15 protein-coding genes are annotated in these 16,852 nt (G+C 71.5%); 14 read left to right on the forward strand and 1 reads right to left on the reverse strand.

From position 1 onward, the window contains the following. Positions 1-24: 24 nt before the first annotated feature. The 6 genes from AB0J33_RS05550 (at position 25) to ahcY (ending at position 6,867) form a co-directional block, all read left to right on the forward strand. On the forward strand, positions 25-1,410 hold the full coding sequence (locus AB0J33_RS05550) for a phosphomannomutase/phosphoglucomutase (RefSeq protein WP_363610104.1): 1,386 nt from the start codon (positions 25-27) through the stop codon (positions 1,408-1,410). A gap of 61 nt (positions 1,411-1,471) precedes the next feature. Continuing rightward, entirely contained in the window at positions 1,472-1,657 is a 186-nt protein-coding gene (locus AB0J33_RS05555; protein WP_030490836.1) for a Trm112 family protein, read from the forward strand. Beyond that, positions 1,654-2,850, forward strand: coding sequence for an SIS domain-containing protein (locus AB0J33_RS05560; RefSeq protein ID WP_363610106.1), 1,197 nt, complete (start codon positions 1,654-1,656; stop codon positions 2,848-2,850). Before AB0J33_RS05555 ends, AB0J33_RS05560 begins: the two co-directional genes overlap by 4 nt. A 67-nt stretch (positions 2,851-2,917) precedes the next feature. Then, positions 2,918-3,925: a cation diffusion facilitator family transporter gene (locus AB0J33_RS05565; protein WP_363610108.1), complete on the forward strand. Its 1,008-nt coding sequence runs from the start codon at positions 2,918-2,920 to the stop codon at positions 3,923-3,925. Between the two features lie 3 nt (positions 3,926-3,928). Continuing rightward, positions 3,929-5,092 (forward strand): mannose-6-phosphate isomerase, class I, encoded by a 1,164-nt coding sequence (gene manA / locus AB0J33_RS05570; RefSeq protein ID WP_363610110.1) that lies wholly within the window; start codon positions 3,929-3,931, stop codon positions 5,090-5,092. Between the two features lie 275 nt (positions 5,093-5,367). Continuing rightward, positions 5,368-6,867, forward strand: a complete 1,500-nt coding sequence (gene ahcY, locus AB0J33_RS05575; protein ID WP_363610112.1) for an adenosylhomocysteinase — start codon at positions 5,368-5,370, stop codon at positions 6,865-6,867. Positions 6,868-6,930: 63 nt separating this feature from the next. Here ahcY and AB0J33_RS05580 read toward each other — a convergent pair whose 3' ends face one another. Continuing rightward, complete coding sequence (locus AB0J33_RS05580; RefSeq protein WP_357008755.1) at positions 6,931-7,089, reverse strand: hypothetical protein; 159 nt, start codon at positions 7,087-7,089, stop codon at positions 6,931-6,933. Between the two features lie 161 nt (positions 7,090-7,250). On the opposite strand from AB0J33_RS05580, the gene efeU reads away from it, so the two are divergent. The 8 genes from efeU to raiA all read left to right on the forward strand — a co-directional run bounded on the left by efeU (position 7,251) and on the right by raiA (position 16,707). After that, positions 7,251-8,150 (forward strand): iron uptake transporter permease EfeU, encoded by a 900-nt coding sequence (gene efeU / locus AB0J33_RS05585; protein ID WP_363610114.1) that lies wholly within the window; start codon positions 7,251-7,253, stop codon positions 8,148-8,150. A gap of 22 nt (positions 8,151-8,172) precedes the next feature. Continuing rightward, positions 8,173-9,306, forward strand: coding sequence for an iron uptake system protein EfeO (gene efeO, locus AB0J33_RS05590; protein ID WP_363610116.1), 1,134 nt, complete (start codon positions 8,173-8,175; stop codon positions 9,304-9,306). A gap of 25 nt (positions 9,307-9,331) precedes the next feature. Further along, positions 9,332-10,609, forward strand: coding sequence for an iron uptake transporter deferrochelatase/peroxidase subunit (efeB, locus tag AB0J33_RS05595; RefSeq protein ID WP_363610118.1), 1,278 nt, complete (start codon positions 9,332-9,334; stop codon positions 10,607-10,609). 227 nt (positions 10,610-10,836) lie between these two features. Next, positions 10,837-11,526: an MtrAB system response regulator MtrA gene (gene mtrA / locus AB0J33_RS05600; RefSeq protein ID WP_363610120.1), complete on the forward strand. Its 690-nt coding sequence runs from the start codon at positions 10,837-10,839 to the stop codon at positions 11,524-11,526. A 12-nt stretch (positions 11,527-11,538) separates the two neighbouring features. Further along, positions 11,539-13,296, forward strand: coding sequence for an MtrAB system histidine kinase MtrB (mtrB, locus tag AB0J33_RS05605; protein WP_363610122.1), 1,758 nt, complete (start codon positions 11,539-11,541; stop codon positions 13,294-13,296). After that, positions 13,293-15,104, forward strand: a complete 1,812-nt coding sequence (locus tag AB0J33_RS05610; protein WP_363610124.1) for an LpqB family beta-propeller domain-containing protein — start codon at positions 13,293-13,295, stop codon at positions 15,102-15,104. The genes mtrB and AB0J33_RS05610 overlap by 4 nt, the downstream gene beginning before the upstream one ends. A 1-nt stretch (position 15,105) precedes the next feature. Continuing rightward, on the forward strand, positions 15,106-15,816 hold the full coding sequence (locus AB0J33_RS05615) for a ComF family protein (protein WP_363610126.1): 711 nt from the start codon (positions 15,106-15,108) through the stop codon (positions 15,814-15,816). 246 nt (positions 15,817-16,062) lie between these two features. Then, positions 16,063-16,707: a ribosome-associated translation inhibitor RaiA gene (gene raiA, locus AB0J33_RS05620; protein WP_363610128.1), complete on the forward strand. Its 645-nt coding sequence runs from the start codon at positions 16,063-16,065 to the stop codon at positions 16,705-16,707. Positions 16,708-16,852: the final 145 nt, after the last annotated feature.

Below are 16,852 nucleotides of genomic sequence, written 5' to 3' on the forward strand. Positions count from 1 at the left end.
ACCCGCGGCCAAGGAGTGGAACACGTGTCTGATCTGTCCCAGATTGTGAAGGCGTACGACGTCCGAGGGACGGTGCCGGACCAGTGGGACGAGCGGGTCGCCGAGGCGCTGGGAGCCGCTTTCACCCAGCTGCTCAACGCCACCGACGAGCCGGGCGACGCGGTGGTCGTCGGGTACGACATGCGGGCCACCTCGCCCGGTCTGGCCGCCGCGTTCGCCACCGGCGTACGCGCCGAGGGGCGCTCGGTGCTGGAGATCGGCCTCGCCTCCACCGACCTGCTCTACTACGCGTCCGGCTCGCTCGACCTGCCCGGCGCGATGTTCACCGCCAGCCACAACCCCGCGCAGTACAACGGCATCAAGATGTGCCGCTCCGGCGCCCGCCCGATCGGGCAGGAGAGCGGTCTGGCCGAGATCCGGGAGCGGGCCCAGGCCCTCCTGGATTCGGGCGACGCCCGTCCGGCCGGTGCGCCGACCCGGCCGGCCGAGCGGCGCGACCTGCTCCCCGACTACGCCGGCTACCTGCGCAAGCTGGTCGACCTCTCAGGCATCCGGCCGTTGAAGGTGGTGGTCGACGCCGGCAACGGCATGGGTGGCTACACGGTTCCGACCGTGCTGGGCGACGCGGCCCTGTCGCCGCTGCCACTGGAGATCGTGCCGCTCTACTTCGAGCTGGACGGCAGTTTCCCCAACCACGAGGCCAACCCACTGGACCCGGCGAACCTGGTCGACCTCCAGCGCGCGGTGGTCGAGCACGGGGCCGACATCGGGTTGGCCTTCGACGGTGACGCCGACAGGTGCTTCGTGGTGGACGAGCGCGGCGAGCCGGTCTCGCCGTCGGCGATCACCGCTCTCGTCGCGGCCCGTGAGCTGGCCAAGCACCCGGGGTCCACGGTGATCCACGGCCTGATCACCTCCAGCGCGGTCGCGGAGATCATCCGCGAGCACGGCGGGGAGCCGGTCGTCGCCCGGGTCGGGCACTCCTTCATCAAGGCCGAGATGGCCCGCACCAACGCCGTCTTCGGCGGCGAACACTCCGCGCACTACTACTTCCGGGACTTCTGGTTCGCCGACACCGGGATGCTCGCGGCGATGCACACGTTGGCCGCGCTGGGCGAGCAGTCGCTGCCGCTGTCCGTGCTGGCCGGTGAGTACGAGCGCTACATCGCCTCCGGTGAGATCAACTCGACGGTTGTCGACCAGGCGGCGGCGGTGGCCGAGGTGCGCGCCGCGTACCCCGACGCGGTGGCCGACGAGATGGACGGGCTCACGCTGCGCTTTCCCGACGGCGCCTGGTTCAACCTGCGTGCCTCCAACACGGAGCCGCTGCTGCGGCTCAACGTCGAGGCGCCCACCCGGGATCGGATGGTCTCGCTCCGGGACGACGTGCTCGACCGCGTTCGCCGATAAGATCGCCTGCGCCGGTCGGCACCGCCGCCGGTCAAGCCGCACACGTGGAAGGAGCCGTGCCATGGCCCTGGATCCGCAGTTGCTCGAGATCCTCGCCTGTCCGGACACGCACCACGCCCCTCTCACCTACGATGCCGAGGCGCAGACGTTGACCTGCACGGAGTGCGGCCGGATCTTCGAGGTCCGCGACGACGTGCCGGTGCTGCTGCTCGACGAGGCACGCGGCGGCCCCGGGCAGCCGTCATGATCGACGGTACGGCCGGGGTCAGCGGACGCCGCGACGCCGACGAGGCCCTGCTCGACAACCCGGAGGCGTTGGCCGAGGCCGACCCGGGCGGCATGCTCCGACACACGGCGTCGGCCGGTGCGCAGGTCCGGGAGAGCGCCGCCCTGGCAGCCGAGGCGAATCTGGCGGTGCTCGCCGACGACGGGCGTCCCCGAGCCGTGGTGATCGCCGGCATCGGCACCGCGGGGCGCACCGGGGACGTGCTGGCCACCGTCGCCGGGCCACGTTGCCCGGTCCCGATCATCGGGCACCGCAGCGCCGGCGTGCCCGGTTGGGTGGGCGCGGCCGACGTGGTGATCGCGGTGAGCGCGTCCGGACGCAGCCCGGAGGCACTCGGCGCCGCCGAGGCCGCGCACCGCCGTGGCGCCCGACTGGTAGCCGTGGGCGCTCCGGACTCGCAGTTGCAGTCGATCGCCGAGCAGGCCCGGGCGCCGTTCATCCCCGTGCCCCGGCGTGCCCCGGCCCGCGCCAGCCTCTGGGCGCTCACCGTGCCGGTCCTGCTCGCCGCCCGTTCCCTCGGTCTCGTGAAGGTCAACGAGGCGGACCTGGCGGAGACCGCGGCCCGGCTCGACGCGGACGCCGACCGCTGCCGGTCCGCCGCCGAGTCCTTCGTCAATCCGGCGAAGTCACTGGCGCTGGGCCTGGCCGGCTCGATCCCGATCGTCTGGGGCTCGTCCCCGCTGGCCACGGTGGCCGCCCGCCGGTTCGGCGACACGCTGTCGGCCAACGCCCGCTACCCGGTGGTCACCGGAGCGCTCGGTGAGGCCGGGCGGGGCCGGGTCGGGCTGCTCGACGGCGTCTTCGGCGGCCTGGCCGAGGGGGAGCGGGACATCTTCGCCGACCCGGCCGAGGACGACGGCGAGGGCACCCGGCTGCGGCTGGTGCTGCTGCGCGACGGCGGGCTCAACGCCGAGGACGACACCGACGAGCCGCTCGCCGTCGAGGAGCGCCGTGCGGACGCGGTGCAGACGCTCGCGGAGCGTCGTGGCGTGCGGTGCGACGTGGTGACCGCCGAGGGCGGTTCCGCGCTGGAGCGGCTGGCGTCGCTGATCGCCGTACCGGACTTCGCCTCGATCTACCTTGCTCTGGCACACGGACTGGACCCGATGGCCGTGCCGGCCATCACCGAGATGAAGGAGCTGTCGAACCAGTGAACCAACGTAGGGGGCGGCGCGCCATGCGCGAACCGGGCGGCTTCGTGCGGCGAAGCGGAGCGGTGGCATGAGCGCCAACGGTGGGACGAAGGCGATTGTCGCCGCCCTGCTGGCCAACATCGGCATCGCCGTCACCAAGTTCGTTGCGTTCCTGCTCTCCGGCTCGTCGTCGATGCTGGCCGAGGCGGTGCACTCGGTCGCCGACTCCGGCAACCAGGGCCTCCTGCTGCTCGGCGGCAAACGGGCGAAGCGGGCGGCCACCCCGGAACACCCGTTCGGGTACGGCCGGGAGCGCTACATCTACGCGTTCATCGTGTCCATCGTGCTGTTCAGCATCGGTGGTCTGTTCGCGCTGTACGAGGCGTACCACAAGTGGGGCCACGAGGGCGGCATCGAGTCCTGGCACTGGCTGCCGGTGGTCGTTCTGGTGGTGGCGATTGTCCTGGAGTCGTTCTCCTTCCGGACCGCCATCAAGGAGTCCAACCACGTCCGGGGCAAGCAGTCCTGGGTGCGTTTCATCCGCCGGGCCAAGGCCCCGGAGCTGCCGGTCGTGCTCCTGGAGGACTTCGGCGCGCTCGTCGGTCTGGTGTTCGCCCTGTTCGGCGTCACCATGACGCTGATCACCGGTAACGGCCGGTGGGACGCCGCCGGCACCGCGATGATCGGCATCCTGCTGGTCGTCATCGCCGTCGTGCTGGCCATCGAGACGAAGAGCCTGCTGCTGGGTGAGGGCGCCGAGGCGTCCGAGCTGGCCACCATCGAGCGGGCCGTCACCGACGGCCCCGAGGTGGAGCGGATCATCCACATGAAGACCCTCTACCTGGGGCCGGAAGAGCTGATGGTGGCCGCGAAGATCGCCGTTCCGGAGTGGGAGAGCGCCCACGAACTGGCGCGCGGCATCAACGCCGTCGAGGCGCGGATCCGCGCCGCGGTGCCGATCGCCCGAGTGATCTACCTGGAGCCGGACGTCTACAGCGTCGCCGCCGCCGAGGCCGGCACGGGTGCCGCTGCCGACACCGCCGTGCCGCAGCCGCAGGACGCGTCGGGCGAGGCGGCCGGGCGACCCGGGGGTTGACGGGTGGAGCCACTGTACGGGCCGATCCGCGACTACGCCTGGGGCTCACGCTCGGCCATCGCCCTCCTGCAGGGGCGAGAAGTGCCGAGCGTGGGCCCGGAGGCGGAGCTGTGGTTGGGCGCCCACCCGGGCGCCCCGGCCCGGGTGGACCGCGCCGGTCAGCGGGTGAGCCTCTGCGACCTGGTGCGGGACGAACCCGACCAGTGGCTCGGTCAGCGGGTCTCCGAGCGGTTCGGTGATCGGCTGCCGTTCCTGCTCAAGGTGCTCGCGGCCGACGCTCCGCTGAGTCTGCAGGCCCACCCGGACGCCGAGCAGGCGCGGGTCGGCTACGCGGCGGAGGCGGGGCGGCCCGAGGAGCAGCGCAACTACTCCGACCCGCACCACAAGCCGGAGCTGTTGGTCGCGCTCACCCCGTTCGAGGCGCTGTGCGGTTTCCGGGATCCATCGCTGTCGGCCGAGGCGCTGGCGGCGTTCGGCGTACCGGAGCTGACGCCGGTGGTCACCGCGTTGCGGGCCGGGCCGGCGGGGTTGCGGACGGCGGTGCGGACGCTGCTCGGCTGGCCGGTCGCGAGGCGGCACGAGTTGCTGGCCACCGTGCTGGCATCGTCGGCCGACGGCCCGGACGCGGAGCTGACCCGCCGGCTGGCCCAGGCGTACCCGGGGGATCCGGGAGCGCTGGTCGCGCTGCTGTTGCACCACGTGCGGCTGGTGCCGGGGGAGGCGATCTGGATGCCCGCCGGCAACCTGCACGCCTACCTGAGCGGTTGCGGCGTGGAGATCATGGCGGCCAGCGACAACGTGCTGCGCGGCGGTCTGACCCCGAAACGGGTGGACGTCGACGAGTTGTTGCGGGTGTTGCGCTTCGAGGTGCTCGACGATCCGGTGCGGGCCGCGCAGCCGGTCGGCCCGGGTGTGGACTGGTGGCCGGTGCCGGTGGACGACTTCGCGCTGCACCGGGTGCGGGTCGACCCGGCGGTGCCCTCGGTGACGCTGCCGCTGCCCGGCCCCCGGGTGGTGCTCTGCGCCGGCGGTTCGATCACCGTGGACGACGGCGCCGGCGCGTTGACGATGGTGTCCGGCGAGGCGGCGATCGGTACGGCCGCCGGCGAGCCGTTGCGGATCGACGGTGCCGGTCTGGCGTACGTGGCGACGTCCGGGCTCCGCTGACCTCGCACCGGAACGGCGCAAGTCCGACTTTCCCGGAATAGCTTGACGCCACCTTGTCTCAGTGTGACTCTATGAGTACGCAGCGTTATCGCGACGACGGTCCGAGAACGTGCGGGGGAACCAAACCGGGGGGATGCGCGGGGCGGGCGGGACGTGGGCGGGAAACCGTCCATCACCGACCGCCCCGTGCGCTGTCCGCGGACCGTGCCCCGCTGCCCGTCGCCGACGCGCGTAAGGTGGAGGGTCGGCGCAGACATCGTTCGACAGGAGCTTTCATGACCAGCACCCTCCCGGCGTCCGCCAGCGGCACGCCGTCCGAGGCCCGGCCGAGCACGCTTGCCGACGGCGACTTCAAGGTGGCGGATCTGTCGCTCGCCGAGTTCGGGCGTAAAGAGATCCAGCTCGCCGAGCACGAGATGCCCGGCCTGATGGCGATCCGTCGGGAGTTCGCCGAGGCGCAGCCGCTCGCCGGCGCGCGGATCACCGGCTCGCTGCACATGACCATCCAGACCGCCGTCCTGATCGAGACGCTGGTCGCGCTCGGCGCGCAGGTGCGCTGGGCGTCCTGCAACATCTTCTCCACCCAGGACCACGCCGCCGCGGCGATCGTCGTGGGTCCGGACGGCACGCCCGAGGCGCCCTCCGGCGTCCCGGTGTACGCCTGGAAGGGCGAGTCCCTGCCGGAGTACTGGTGGTGCACCGAGCAGGTGCTCGCCTGGCCGGACGGGCAGGGCCCGAACATGATCCTCGACGACGGCGGCGACGCCACCCTGCTCGTACACAAGGGTGCCGAGTTCGAGCGGGCCGGGGCGGTCCCGCCGGTCGAGTCCGCCGACTCCGAGGAGTACGCGGTCATCCTCGAGCTGCTGCACCGCTCGCTCGGCGAGGACAACCAGCGCTGGACCCGGATCTCCGCCGGCATCAAGGGCGTGACCGAGGAGACCACCACCGGCGTGCACCGGCTCTACGAGATGCACCGGGCGGGCACCCTGCTCTTCCCGGCCATCAACGTCAACGACTCGGTGACCAAGAGCAAGTTCGACAACAAGTACGGCTGCCGGCACTCGCTCATCGACGGCATCAACCGGGCCACCGACGTGCTGATCGGCGGCAAGATGGCGGTCGTCATGGGCTACGGCGACGTGGGCAAGGGCTGCGCCGAGTCGCTGCGTGGCCAGGGCGCCCGGGTCGTGGTGACCGAGGTCGACCCGATCTGCGCGTTGCAGGCGGCGATGGACGGCTACCAGGTCGCCACCCTGGACGACGTGGTCGAGCAGGCCGACATCTTCATCACCGCCACCGGGTGCTTCGACGTCATCACCAACGAGCACATGGCCCGGATGAAGCACCAGGCCATCGTCGGCAACATCGGCCACTTCGACAACGAGATCGACATGGCCGGGCTGGCCAAGCGGTCCGACGTCGAGCGGGTCAACATCAAGCCGCAGGTCGACCTGTGGCGCTTCGCCGACGGGCACGCCATCATCGTGCTCTCCGAGGGCCGCCTGCTGAACCTCGGCAACGCGACCGGGCACCCGAGCTTCGTGATGTCGAACTCGTTCGCCAACCAGACGATCGCCCAGATCGAGCTCTTCACCAAGACCGAGGAGTACCCAATCGGCGTCTACGTGCTGCCCAAGCACCTGGACGAGAAGGTGGCCCGGCTGCACCTGGGCGCGCTCGGCGCCAAGCTGAGCACGCTGACCAAGGAGCAGGCCGCCTACCTCGGCGTCTCCACGGAGGGTCCGTTCAAGCCGGACCACTACCGCTACTGATCTACATCTCCGGACCGGGTCGGCTGTTCGCAGCCGGCCCGGTTCGTCGTCTCCGCCGGCTGGTCAGCCCGAACGGGGTCCGCGCCGGGTGGGCCGGAACCACGTCCAGACGCACCAGGCCAGCCAGCCGACCGACACGACGGTGGCCAACGCCCGCAGGCGTAGGGCGCTGAGCAGCAGCACCACGGCCAGCACCGTCAACCACGGCAGGAATCCCCTCACGGCGGGGATCCTTCCACAGCCGAGCGAGACGGACCGGCCGGCGGTCTTCGTGCTGCGGCGAGTGAGGTTGTCGTGAACGACTTGACGAGGGCCCTGAGCAGGGAGGAAGGTATGCCTGCCCTAAGTCAGCCAAGGCGTGCCTAACCCACTCGGAGCCCCGGATGTTCGCCACCTACCTGATCGGCCTGCGGGAAGGGCTGGAGGCCACCCTGGTGGTCAGCATCCTGGTCGCCTTCCTGGTGAAGTCGCAGCGCCGGGACCGGTTGCCGCAGGTCTGGGCCGGTGTCGGCCTGGCCGTGGCGCTCTCGGTGCTCTTCGGGTGGCTGATCGAGTACACGTCGACCTCGCTGCTGTCCCGGTCCGAGGATCGGGAGCTGTTCGAGGCGATCACCTCCGTCGCCGCCGTGGTCTTCGTGACCTGGATGATCTTCTGGATGCGTCGGGCCGCCCGGACCATCGCCGGAGAGCTGCGGGGCAAGCTCACCGAGGCGCTGGCCGTCGGGTCCCTGGCGGTCGCCGGCATGGCCTTCCTCGCGGTGATCCGTGAGGGCCTGGAGACCGCGCTGATCTTCTACTCCGCCGCCCAGGGCGCGGCGGGTGACAGCGGGCCGCTGCTCGCCCTGATCGGCGGCATCGGGACCGCCGTGGTGCTCGGTGTGCTGCTCTACGCCAGTGCCCTGCGGATCAACCTCAGCAAGTTCTTCACCTGGACCGGTGCGCTGCTGATCCTGGTCGCCGCCGGCATCCTCAAGTACGGCGTGCACGACTTCCAGGAGGCCGGTGTCCTGCCCGGCCTGAACAATCTGGCCTTCGACATCACCAGCACGCTCGACCCGAGCACCTGGTACGCCGCCCTGCTCGCCGGCATGTTCAACGTGACTCCCGCGCCCACCGTGCTGGAGACGATCGCCTGGGTCGCGTACGCCGTACCGGTCCTCCTGCTCTTCCTGCGACCGGCCCGGCGTAAGCCGGCACCCACCGCGACCACCACCACCGTCACCGAGCGCGGGGCCGACACCGGCGCCGAGGCCGAAGCGGCGTCCACGCCGCAGCGTGCCTGACCCACGAGGAGAGACAGCTCAGATGCGTACCACCCAGTTCTTCGCGCTGGCCGCCGCCGGTGTGCTGGCGACGGCCGGTCTGGCCGCCTGCTCCGACGCCGACGAGGGCGGCCAGGCCGCGGCCGGCGGCCCGATCGTGGTCAAGGCCAGCGACACCGCCTGTGAGGTCGGCACGACCGACCTGGGCGCCGGCACCGCCACCTTCAAGATCACGAACTCGGGCGCGAAGGTCACCGAGTTCTACGTGTACGCCGACGGCGACCGGGTGATGGGCGAGGTGGAGAACATCGCCCCGGGCCTGAGCCGTGAGCTGCACGTGGAGTTGCCCGCCGGCACGTACGAGACGGCCTGCAAGCCGGGGATGAGTGGCAAGGGCATCCGGGGCGCGCTCAAGGTCAGCGGGTCGGCGCAGCCGCTCACCGCCGACGCCGCGCTGGGTGACGCCACCGACAACTACCAGCGTTACGTCAGGAGCCAGACCGCCGCGCTGCTCGACAAGACCGAGGAGTTCGTCGGCGCGGTCAAGGCCGGTGACGTCGCGAAGTCCAAGGCGCTCTACCCGGTCGCCCGCACCTACTGGGAGCGGATCGAGCCGGTGGCCGAGATCTTCGGCGACCTCGACCCCAAGATCGACGGCCGCGAGGAGGTCATCGAGGAGGGCATGGAGTTCACCGGCTTCCACCGGATCGAGAAGGACCTCTGGCAGTCCGGCGACATCAGCAAGGACGGCCCGATCGCCGACCGCCTGCTGGTCGACGTCAAGGAGATCGTGGCCAAGGCCAACGCCGAGAAGCTCTCGCCGCTCCAGCTCGCCAACGGTGCCAAGGAACTGCTCGACGAGGTGGCCAGCGGCAAGATCACCGGTGAGGAGGACCGCTACTCGCACACCGACCTGTGGGACTTCGCCGCCAACCTCGAAGGCTCCAAGGCCGCCGTCTCCGCCCTCCGTCCCGCCCTGCAACAGCGCTCGCCGGAGCTGGTCACCCAGCTGGACACCGAGTTCGCCAATGTCGAGGCGCTGCTCGGCAAGCACCGCGACGGCGACGGGTGGAAGCTGCACACCGCCCTGAGCAAGCCCGAGCTCAAGGAGCTGTCCGACGGGATCAACGCGCTCGCCGAGCCGATCAGCAAGGTCGCCGCGGCCGTCGCGAAGTGACCGGATGGCAGGGAGAGTCGAGTCGATGAGCGAGAGCAGACTGACCCGGCGGCGGGCGATCACGCTCGCCGGCGCCGGGGTGGCCGGGGTCGCCGGGGTGGCGGCCGGTGCGGGTGCGCTGCTGAACGGCTCCCACGGCCCGGCCGCGGCGAGCGACCATCCGGCCGGGGCGGTGCCGTTCCACGGCGAGCACCAGGCCGGCATCGTCACCCCGGCCCAGGACCGGCTGCACTTCGTCGCCTTCGACGTGATCACCAAGGACCGGGCCCGGCTGGTCGAGCTGCTTCAGGAGTGGACGGCCGCCGCCGCCCGGATGACCGCCGGGCGCGACGCCGGGGTGCTGGGCGCGGTCGGCGGGATGCCGGAGGCCCCACCGGACGACACCGGTGAGGCACTCGGACTGCCTCCCTCGCAGCTCACCCTCACCATCGGCTTCGGGCCGACGCTGTTCCGCGACGCCGACGGCCGGGACCGCTTCGGCCTCGCCGACCGGCGGCCCGCCGCCCTGGCGGAGCTGCCGAAGTTCCCCGGCGACGCGTTGCAGCCACAGCTCTCCGGCGGCGACCTCTGCGTGCAGGCCTGCGCCAACGATCCGCAGGTGGCGGTGCACGCCATCCGCAACCTGGCCCGGCTCGGCATGGGCGTGGTGAGCGTCCGCTGGTCGCAGCTCGGCTTCGGCCGGACCTCGTCCACCTCCCGCGACCAGGCCACCGCCCGCAACCTGTTCGGCTTCAAGGACGGCACGGCCAACCTCAAGGCCGAGGACACCGAGCTGCTGCGGGACCAGCTGTGGGTGCAGCCGGGCGACGGGCCGGACTGGATGGTCGGGGGTTCGTACCTGGTCACCCGCAAGATCCGGATGCTGGTGGAGACCTGGGACCGGACCTCCCTCGCCGAGCAGGAGGAGATCGTCGGCCGGGCCAAGGGCAGCGGTGCGCCACTCGGCCGGACCGACGAGTTCGACGAACCCGACTTCGCCGCGCGGGGCACGGACGGTACGCCGGTGATCGCCGAGCACGCCCACGTGACGCTGGCCCACCCCACCCGCAACAACGGTGCCCAGCTCCTGCGCCGGGGCTACAACTTCGTGGACGGTTCGGACGGACTCGGCCGGCTCGACGCGGGCCTCTTCTTCATCGCCTACCAGCGCGACCCGCGTCGCCAGTTCGTCCCGATCCAGACCCAGTTGGCCCGACACGACGTGATGAACGAGTACCTGCGGCACGTCTCCAGCGGTGTGTTCGCCTGCCCACCCGGGGTACGCGACGGCGGAGACCACTGGGGGCGCGCGCTGTTCGGCTGACCCCTCGTCCGGATGGCGACAGCCGGCTCCGCCGAGCCGGCGGTGGCGCCGGGCGCCGCCGAAGGGGGATCATGGTGGCAGGCTGGTACGCGGCGCTTTCGTGAGCCGGGCCCCCGCAACACGTGGCGCCGCCGCCGCGGGTCGCGGTCAGCGGTGCGACGGCGGCGCGAAGCGTTACCGGCGGACGCCGGTCCCACCGAACTGAATGAGGATGCAATATTAATCCCATGAGAGCCCGCGTACTGGTGGTCGACGATGACCCCGCGCTCGCCGAGATGCTCGGCATCGTGCTGCGCAGTGAGGGTTTCCTGCCCTCGTTCGTGGCGGACGGCGAGCGGGCGTTGGCCGCCTTTCGTGACAGTCGTCCCGACATCGTGCTGCTCGACCTGATGCTGCCCGGAATGAGCGGTATCGACGTCGCCCGGTCGATCCGGGCGGAGTCCGGCGTGCCCATCGTCATGCTGACCGCCAAGAGCGACACCGTGGACGTCGTGCTGGGCCTGGAGTCCGGCGCCGACGACTACGTGGTCAAGCCGTTCAAGCCCAAGGAGCTGGTGGCCCGGATGCGGGCCCGGCTGCGCCGGGGCGAGGACGTGGCCCCCGAGATGCTGACCATCGGGCCGCCGAACAACCAGATCACCATCGACGTGCCGGCGCACACCGTGAGCCGTAACGCCGAGGAGGTGAAGCTGACTCCGCTGGAGTTCGACCTGCTGGTCGCGCTCGCCCGCAAGCCACGTCAGGTGTTCACCCGCGAGGTGCTGCTCGAACAGGTCTGGGGCTATCGGCACGCGGCCGACACCCGACTGGTCAACGTGCACGTCCAGCGGCTGCGCGCCAAGATCGAGCCGGACCCGGAGCGACCGGAAATCATCCTCACCGTGCGGGGCGTGGGCTACAAGGCGGGGACCGGATAGCCTGGTCGCACTGTGTCGACCTCGCCGCCCCCACCCTCCCCGAGCACGACCGCCCGCCGGCCCATCGCCGGCGGGGAGGTCTGGCGCGCGGTGAGCGGTCGGGTCGCCCGGGTGGTGAGTCGGGTGCACCAGACCTGGCGCCGTTCGCTCCAGGTCCGGGTCGTGACGATCACGCTTGTCGCGTCCAGCCTGCTGGTCGGCGGGTTCGCGTTCCTGATCGCTGACAAGATCACCACCATCCTGCTCGACAACGCCCGCAGCGACGTCCGGCAGCGGGTGACCAGCGGTGCCAGCTACGCGGCCAAGCAGGTCTCCTTCTACGGGCAGCCGCAGGAGGCGCAGCTCCAGGAGACCATCGACGGCACGGTCAACTACCTGGCCGGTGGCGACCCGCAGCAGACCAGCGGGGTGGTCGTGGCGATCACCGCCGACGGCTACCCCAACGACATCCAGACGCGCACGGCCCCCTCCGCCGACGTCCAGTCGCTGATCAGCCCCGAGCTGCGGGCCGCGATCGCCGACGGCAAGGTCGCCAGCCAGATCCGCACCGGGCGGCTCACCGGCGACTCCACCAAATACCTGGTCTACGGCTCGCCGGTACCCACCCGCTTCGGTCAGATCGAGCTGTACTACCTGGTGCCGCTGACCCGGCAGGACGTCACCGCCGCCGACGCCCGAGCCACCGTGGTGGCCACCGGTGTCGCCCTGGTGATCCTGCTCGGGTTGCTCGCGGCGCTGGTCACCCGGCTGGTGGTCAACCCGGTCCGGGTCGCCGCACGGACCGCCCAGCGGCTCTCGGCCGGCCTGCTCGACCAGCGGATGGTGGTCAACGGCGAGGACGATCTCGCCCTGCTCGCCGCGTCGTTCAACCAGATGGCCACCAACCTGCAACGGCAGATCCTGCGCCTGGAGGAGATGTCCCGGTTGCAGCGCCGCTTCACCTCGGACGTCTCACACGAGCTGCGCACCCCGCTGACCACGGTCCGGATGGCCGCTGACCTGATCTTCGCCGAGCGCGACGAGTTCGACCCCGCGGTCGCCCGCAGCGCCGAACTGCTCCAGGCCGAACTGGACCGCTTCGAGGAGCTGCTCACCGACCTGTTGGAGATCAGTCGGTTCGACGCGGGCTTCGCCATGCTGGATTCCGAGCCGACCGATCTGGTGCCGGTGGTGCACCGGGTGGTCGACCGGCTGGCCGGCCTGGCCGAGCGGGTGGGCGTACCGATCGAGCTTGATCTGCCGGGCACACCGGTGATCGCCGAGGTCGACCCGCGCCGGGTCGAGCGGGTGTTGCGCAACCTGGTCGGCAACGCCGTCGAGCACGGTGAGGCCCGTCCGGTGCTGATCACCCTCGGCATCGACGAGACGGCCGTGGCGATCACGGTGCGCGACCACGGCGTGGGGCTGAAGGTGGGTGAGGAAAAGTTGGTGTTCAACCGGTTCTGGCGGGCGGACCCGTCCCGGGCCCGGCAGACCGGCGGCACCGGCCTGGGCCTGTCGATCAGCCTGGAGGACGCCCGGCTGCACGGCGGCTGGCTGGAGGCGTGGGGTGCTCCCGGACAGGGTGCGCAGTTCCGGCTCACCCTGCCGGCCCGCGCCGGTGACCGACTGACCACCTCCCCGCTGCGACTGGTGCCGGCCGACGCCACGCTGCCGTTCGGCGGCCCCCGCGACGGTGGCCCGCTGGCCATCGGCCCCGGCACGGGCGGGGCACTGGCGATCGGCCCGGCTCCGGCCGGGGACGGGCAGCGGGCGGAGGTGCGCTCGTGAGACGGCCGACTCTGCTCGGTGCGCTCGGCGTGCTGGTGCTGCTGGGCGGCGGTTGCGGCATCCCGGCGGCGTCCGACGTGCGGGTCGACGGTAAGGGCGGCGCGGCGACCGAGGCCGGTGTGATCAGCCGGGGCAGTGAGCCGCCGACGCGGACGGCCAGCGGCAGCGTCAACGAGGCGTTCGTCCGCAACTTCCTGTCCGCCGCCGCGGGCGAGCCGGATCGGGCGTACGAGCGGGTCAAGGCGTTCGTCGCCCCGGAGGACAAGATCCGCCTCCAGGACAAGAAGGGCAGCGAGGTCGCGCTGAACGTGGTCCGGCTGCGCGAGGCGATCTACACCCTCAACAGCGACTCGACCACCACCGTGAAGATCACGGTGCAGCAGATCGGTGTGCTGCGGGCCAACGGCACCCTGGCGCCGCCGGTGGCCACCGAGACGGAGTACGAGTTCGGCCTGCGCAGCGCGGCCTTCAACGGCGGCGTCAACGACGAGCGAGCCGGCCTGTACGTCATCAACCCGCCCAACGTGCTGCTGCTCAGCGACTCCGCCCTTCGACAGTATTACCAGGACGAGACGATCTACTTCTGGAGTTCCGACCGCACCCGCCTGGTGCCCGACCAGCGCTACCGCCCGCAGGCGGTGCCGGACGAGCGTCGGGTCAACGAGGTGGTGAAGTGGCTGGTCGGCGGCCCCTCCGACTGGCTGCGCCCGGGAGTCGTCGGGCTGCCCGACCGCACCGAGCTGATCAACAACGCCACCGGTGGGAACGGCCGGTGGGAGGTCAACCTGGACATGTCCGGTGACGACCAGAACGGCATCGACCAGCTGATCACACAGATCGCCTGGTCGCTTGGTGACCTGTCGGGCAAGCTGGAATTGAAGATCCGCAACAACCCGCAGCCCGTCGTGGACCTGAGCGAGCGACGGGACGCCGAGGTGCTCTACCCGAACACCGCCAGTCCCCAGCGCTTCGGGGTGTACGAGGGCGCGGTCCACCCACTCGACTTCGACGGCGAAATCAGTGGCGCGGTGCCGTTGGCACCGGAGGTCAACCGCAACGTCGTCGCCGCCGGGCTCGGGCTGGGCAAGGATCGGATCCTCGCCGCGATGGTGGTGACCGGCAGCGGCAAGAGCCGGTACCGACTCGCGGTGGGCGCGGGCCCCGCGCCGATCTCGGTGCTCAGTCGCAGCAGCACCGAATACTCCTCGATCAGCCGCCCGGTGTGGCTGCGTACCGTCGACTCCCGCCCCGGTCGCGGCCTGGTGGTGGCCGACGGGCAGCTCTACCGGTTCGACGAGACGGCCCGGATGTACCAGGTGCCGCTCAACCTGCCCTCCGCCACCGTCACGGCGGTGGCTGCCGCGCTGGACGGCCAGCGGGTCGCGCTGGTCGCCGGTGGTCGTCTCTACGTCGCGGCGGTCAACCTGGACGGCGGCGGGGTCTCCATCGGCCCGCCCCGCCAACTGGTCACCTCGCTGACCGGCATCACGGCGGTCGACTGGGGCAGAGAGGACCAGCTGGTGGTGGCCGGGTCGGCCGGTCAGCCGGCGATCTACGAGATCAGTGTCGACGGCGCCCTGGAGACGCCGCTGCGGACCGACCTCGGTGCCAAGGTCAATCACCTGACGGCGTACCCGACCAATCGCAGCGTGCGGGTGCCCAGCGGCGCCTACATGTACGAGGCGAACGGGGTGGCCTACCGCAGCAGCCCGTTCGAACGGATCGAGCCCGACCGGGTACGCGACATCCCTCCGGTGCCGACCGGCGTGCGCCCGAGCAACCCGTCGGCGCCGTTCTTCCTCTACTGACATGGTGGGCGGGCTCTGGGCGGACCTCGCCGACCTGGTACTGCCCGCCGACTGCGCGGGCTGTCGGGAGCGCCGGCCCGGCCTCCGGCACGGGGTCTGCCCGACCTGCGTCGCGGCGCTCGGCGCGCTGCGGCCCCGGGCGGTCCGGCCCACCCCGGCCCCGCCGGGCCTGCCGTCCTGCGTCGCGCTCGGTCCGTACGCCGGGCCGCTGCGGGAGTGCCTGCTGGCGTACAAGGAACACGGCCGGCACAGGTTGGCCCGCCCGCTCGGGGCCCTGCTCGCCGAGGCCGTCGCGACGGCCGTCGGCGTCGCTCGTCCGCTGGCGTTGGTGCCCGTTCCGGACACCGCGGCGGCGGCCCGGTCCCGCTACGGGGACCATCTCGACCGGCTGGCCCGGCACTGCGCGGCCCGACTCAACCAGGGCGGCTGGGAAGCGCGGGTGCATCGTCCGCTGCGGGCGCTGCCCCGGCCGGACTCGGTCACCCTGGACAGCGCCGGGCGGGCGGCGGCGGCCGAGGCCGCCTTCCAACCCCGCTCGACAGGGCCGGCCCGGGCTCGTACCGCGAGCGCGGCGCCGGTCGTGGTGCTGCTCGACGACATCGTCACCACCGGCGTCACGCTGGCTGCCGCGACCGGGGTGCTGACCGCGACGGGATGGGCACCGAGTGTCGCCGTGGTGCTCGCGGCGACCGAGAAAAGACACCAGTCGTAACCGATCGTGTTTCCGTTTCACCCGTTGGTGTATGAGGTGCGAAAAATTCTGGGCCGTCTCAGCAACATGGGGTGACTGCCGGGCGAACAGGAGTTAGCGTTTCGCTGTCGGGGGTAGGAGGTCGTTCCAACCGCCCCCGGCGGTGAGAGGAGGCGTAGCCGTACCAACCGGTCGACGCCAGCGGGTCTCCCCACGGCGCGCGGCCGGGTAAACCGGATCGAAGACCGTCCGAACAAGGGAGGTCACGTGGACATCGTGGTCAAGGGCCGAAACGTCGAAGTGCCGGATCATTACCGGGTACACGTAGCCGAGAAACTCGCGAAGATCGAACGCTACGACCACAAACTTATTCGCGTCGATGTCGAGCTGTTTCACGAGCGCAATCCGCGCCAGGCCGACCACTGCCAGCGGGTGGAGATCACCTGCGTTTCCCGGGGGCCGGTGATTCGGGCCGAAGCCTGCACGAACGACTTCTACAGCGCACTCGACGCGGCCATCGCGAAGCTCGACACCCGGCTGCGCCGCGCGGCCGACCGCCGCCGCGTACACCGTGGCCGGCACGCGCCGATCTCCGTCGCCGAGGCCACCGCGGGCCTACCGGTCGCGGACCTGGTCTCCCCCGCGCTGAGCGCGCCGGGTGACGGCGCCCGCGCCGGCACCGCGGTCGCCGAGCGGGTCGAAGAGGAGTACGACGACCAGCAGCCGTGGCACATCGCCCGGGAGAAGGTGCACCCGGCGGAGCCGATGACCATTGACGACGCGCTGTTCGAGATGGAGCTCGTCGGCCACGACTTCTACCTCTTCCAGGACAAGGAGTCCGGCCGCCCCAGCGTCGTCTACCGGCGTCACGCCTACGACTACGGCATCATCTCCCTCGCCACCGACCGGTAACCGATCTGTGTCGATCATGGAGTTGTGGGGGGGGGGGGGGCCCCCCCCCCCCCCGCGCCGGGGGGGCGGGGGGGGGGGGGGGGCGGGGCCGCGGGCGGGGCGGCCCCCGAGGCGGGGGGCCCCCCCGCCCCGGCCCCGCGCCGAG

It is taken from the genome of Micromonospora sp. NPDC049645, from assembly GCF_040675155.1.
Classification (GTDB): Bacteria; Actinomycetota; Actinomycetes; order Mycobacteriales; family Micromonosporaceae; genus Micromonospora.

Coding starts and splice junctions, on each gene's coding strand:
- AB0J33_RS05555 (WP_030490836.1), top strand. CDS start 1,472: ATGGCCCTGGATCCGCAGTTGCTCGAGATCCTCGCCTGTCCGGACACG.
- AB0J33_RS05560 (WP_363610106.1), top strand. CDS start 1,654: ATGATCGACGGTACGGCCGGGGTCAGCGGACGCCGCGACGCCGACGAG.
- AB0J33_RS05565 (WP_363610108.1), top strand. CDS start 2,918: ATGAGCGCCAACGGTGGGACGAAGGCGATTGTCGCCGCCCTGCTGGCC.
- ahcY (WP_363610112.1), top strand. CDS start 5,368: ATGACCAGCACCCTCCCGGCGTCCGCCAGCGGCACGCCGTCCGAGGCC.
- efeU (WP_363610114.1), top strand. CDS start 7,251: ATGTTCGCCACCTACCTGATCGGCCTGCGGGAAGGGCTGGAGGCCACC.
- efeO (WP_363610116.1), top strand. CDS start 8,173: ATGCGTACCACCCAGTTCTTCGCGCTGGCCGCCGCCGGTGTGCTGGCG.
- efeB (WP_363610118.1), top strand. CDS start 9,332: ATGAGCGAGAGCAGACTGACCCGGCGGCGGGCGATCACGCTCGCCGGC.
- mtrA (WP_363610120.1), top strand. CDS start 10,837: ATGAGAGCCCGCGTACTGGTGGTCGACGATGACCCCGCGCTCGCCGAG.
- AB0J33_RS05615 (WP_363610126.1), top strand. CDS start 15,106: ATGGTGGGCGGGCTCTGGGCGGACCTCGCCGACCTGGTACTGCCCGCC.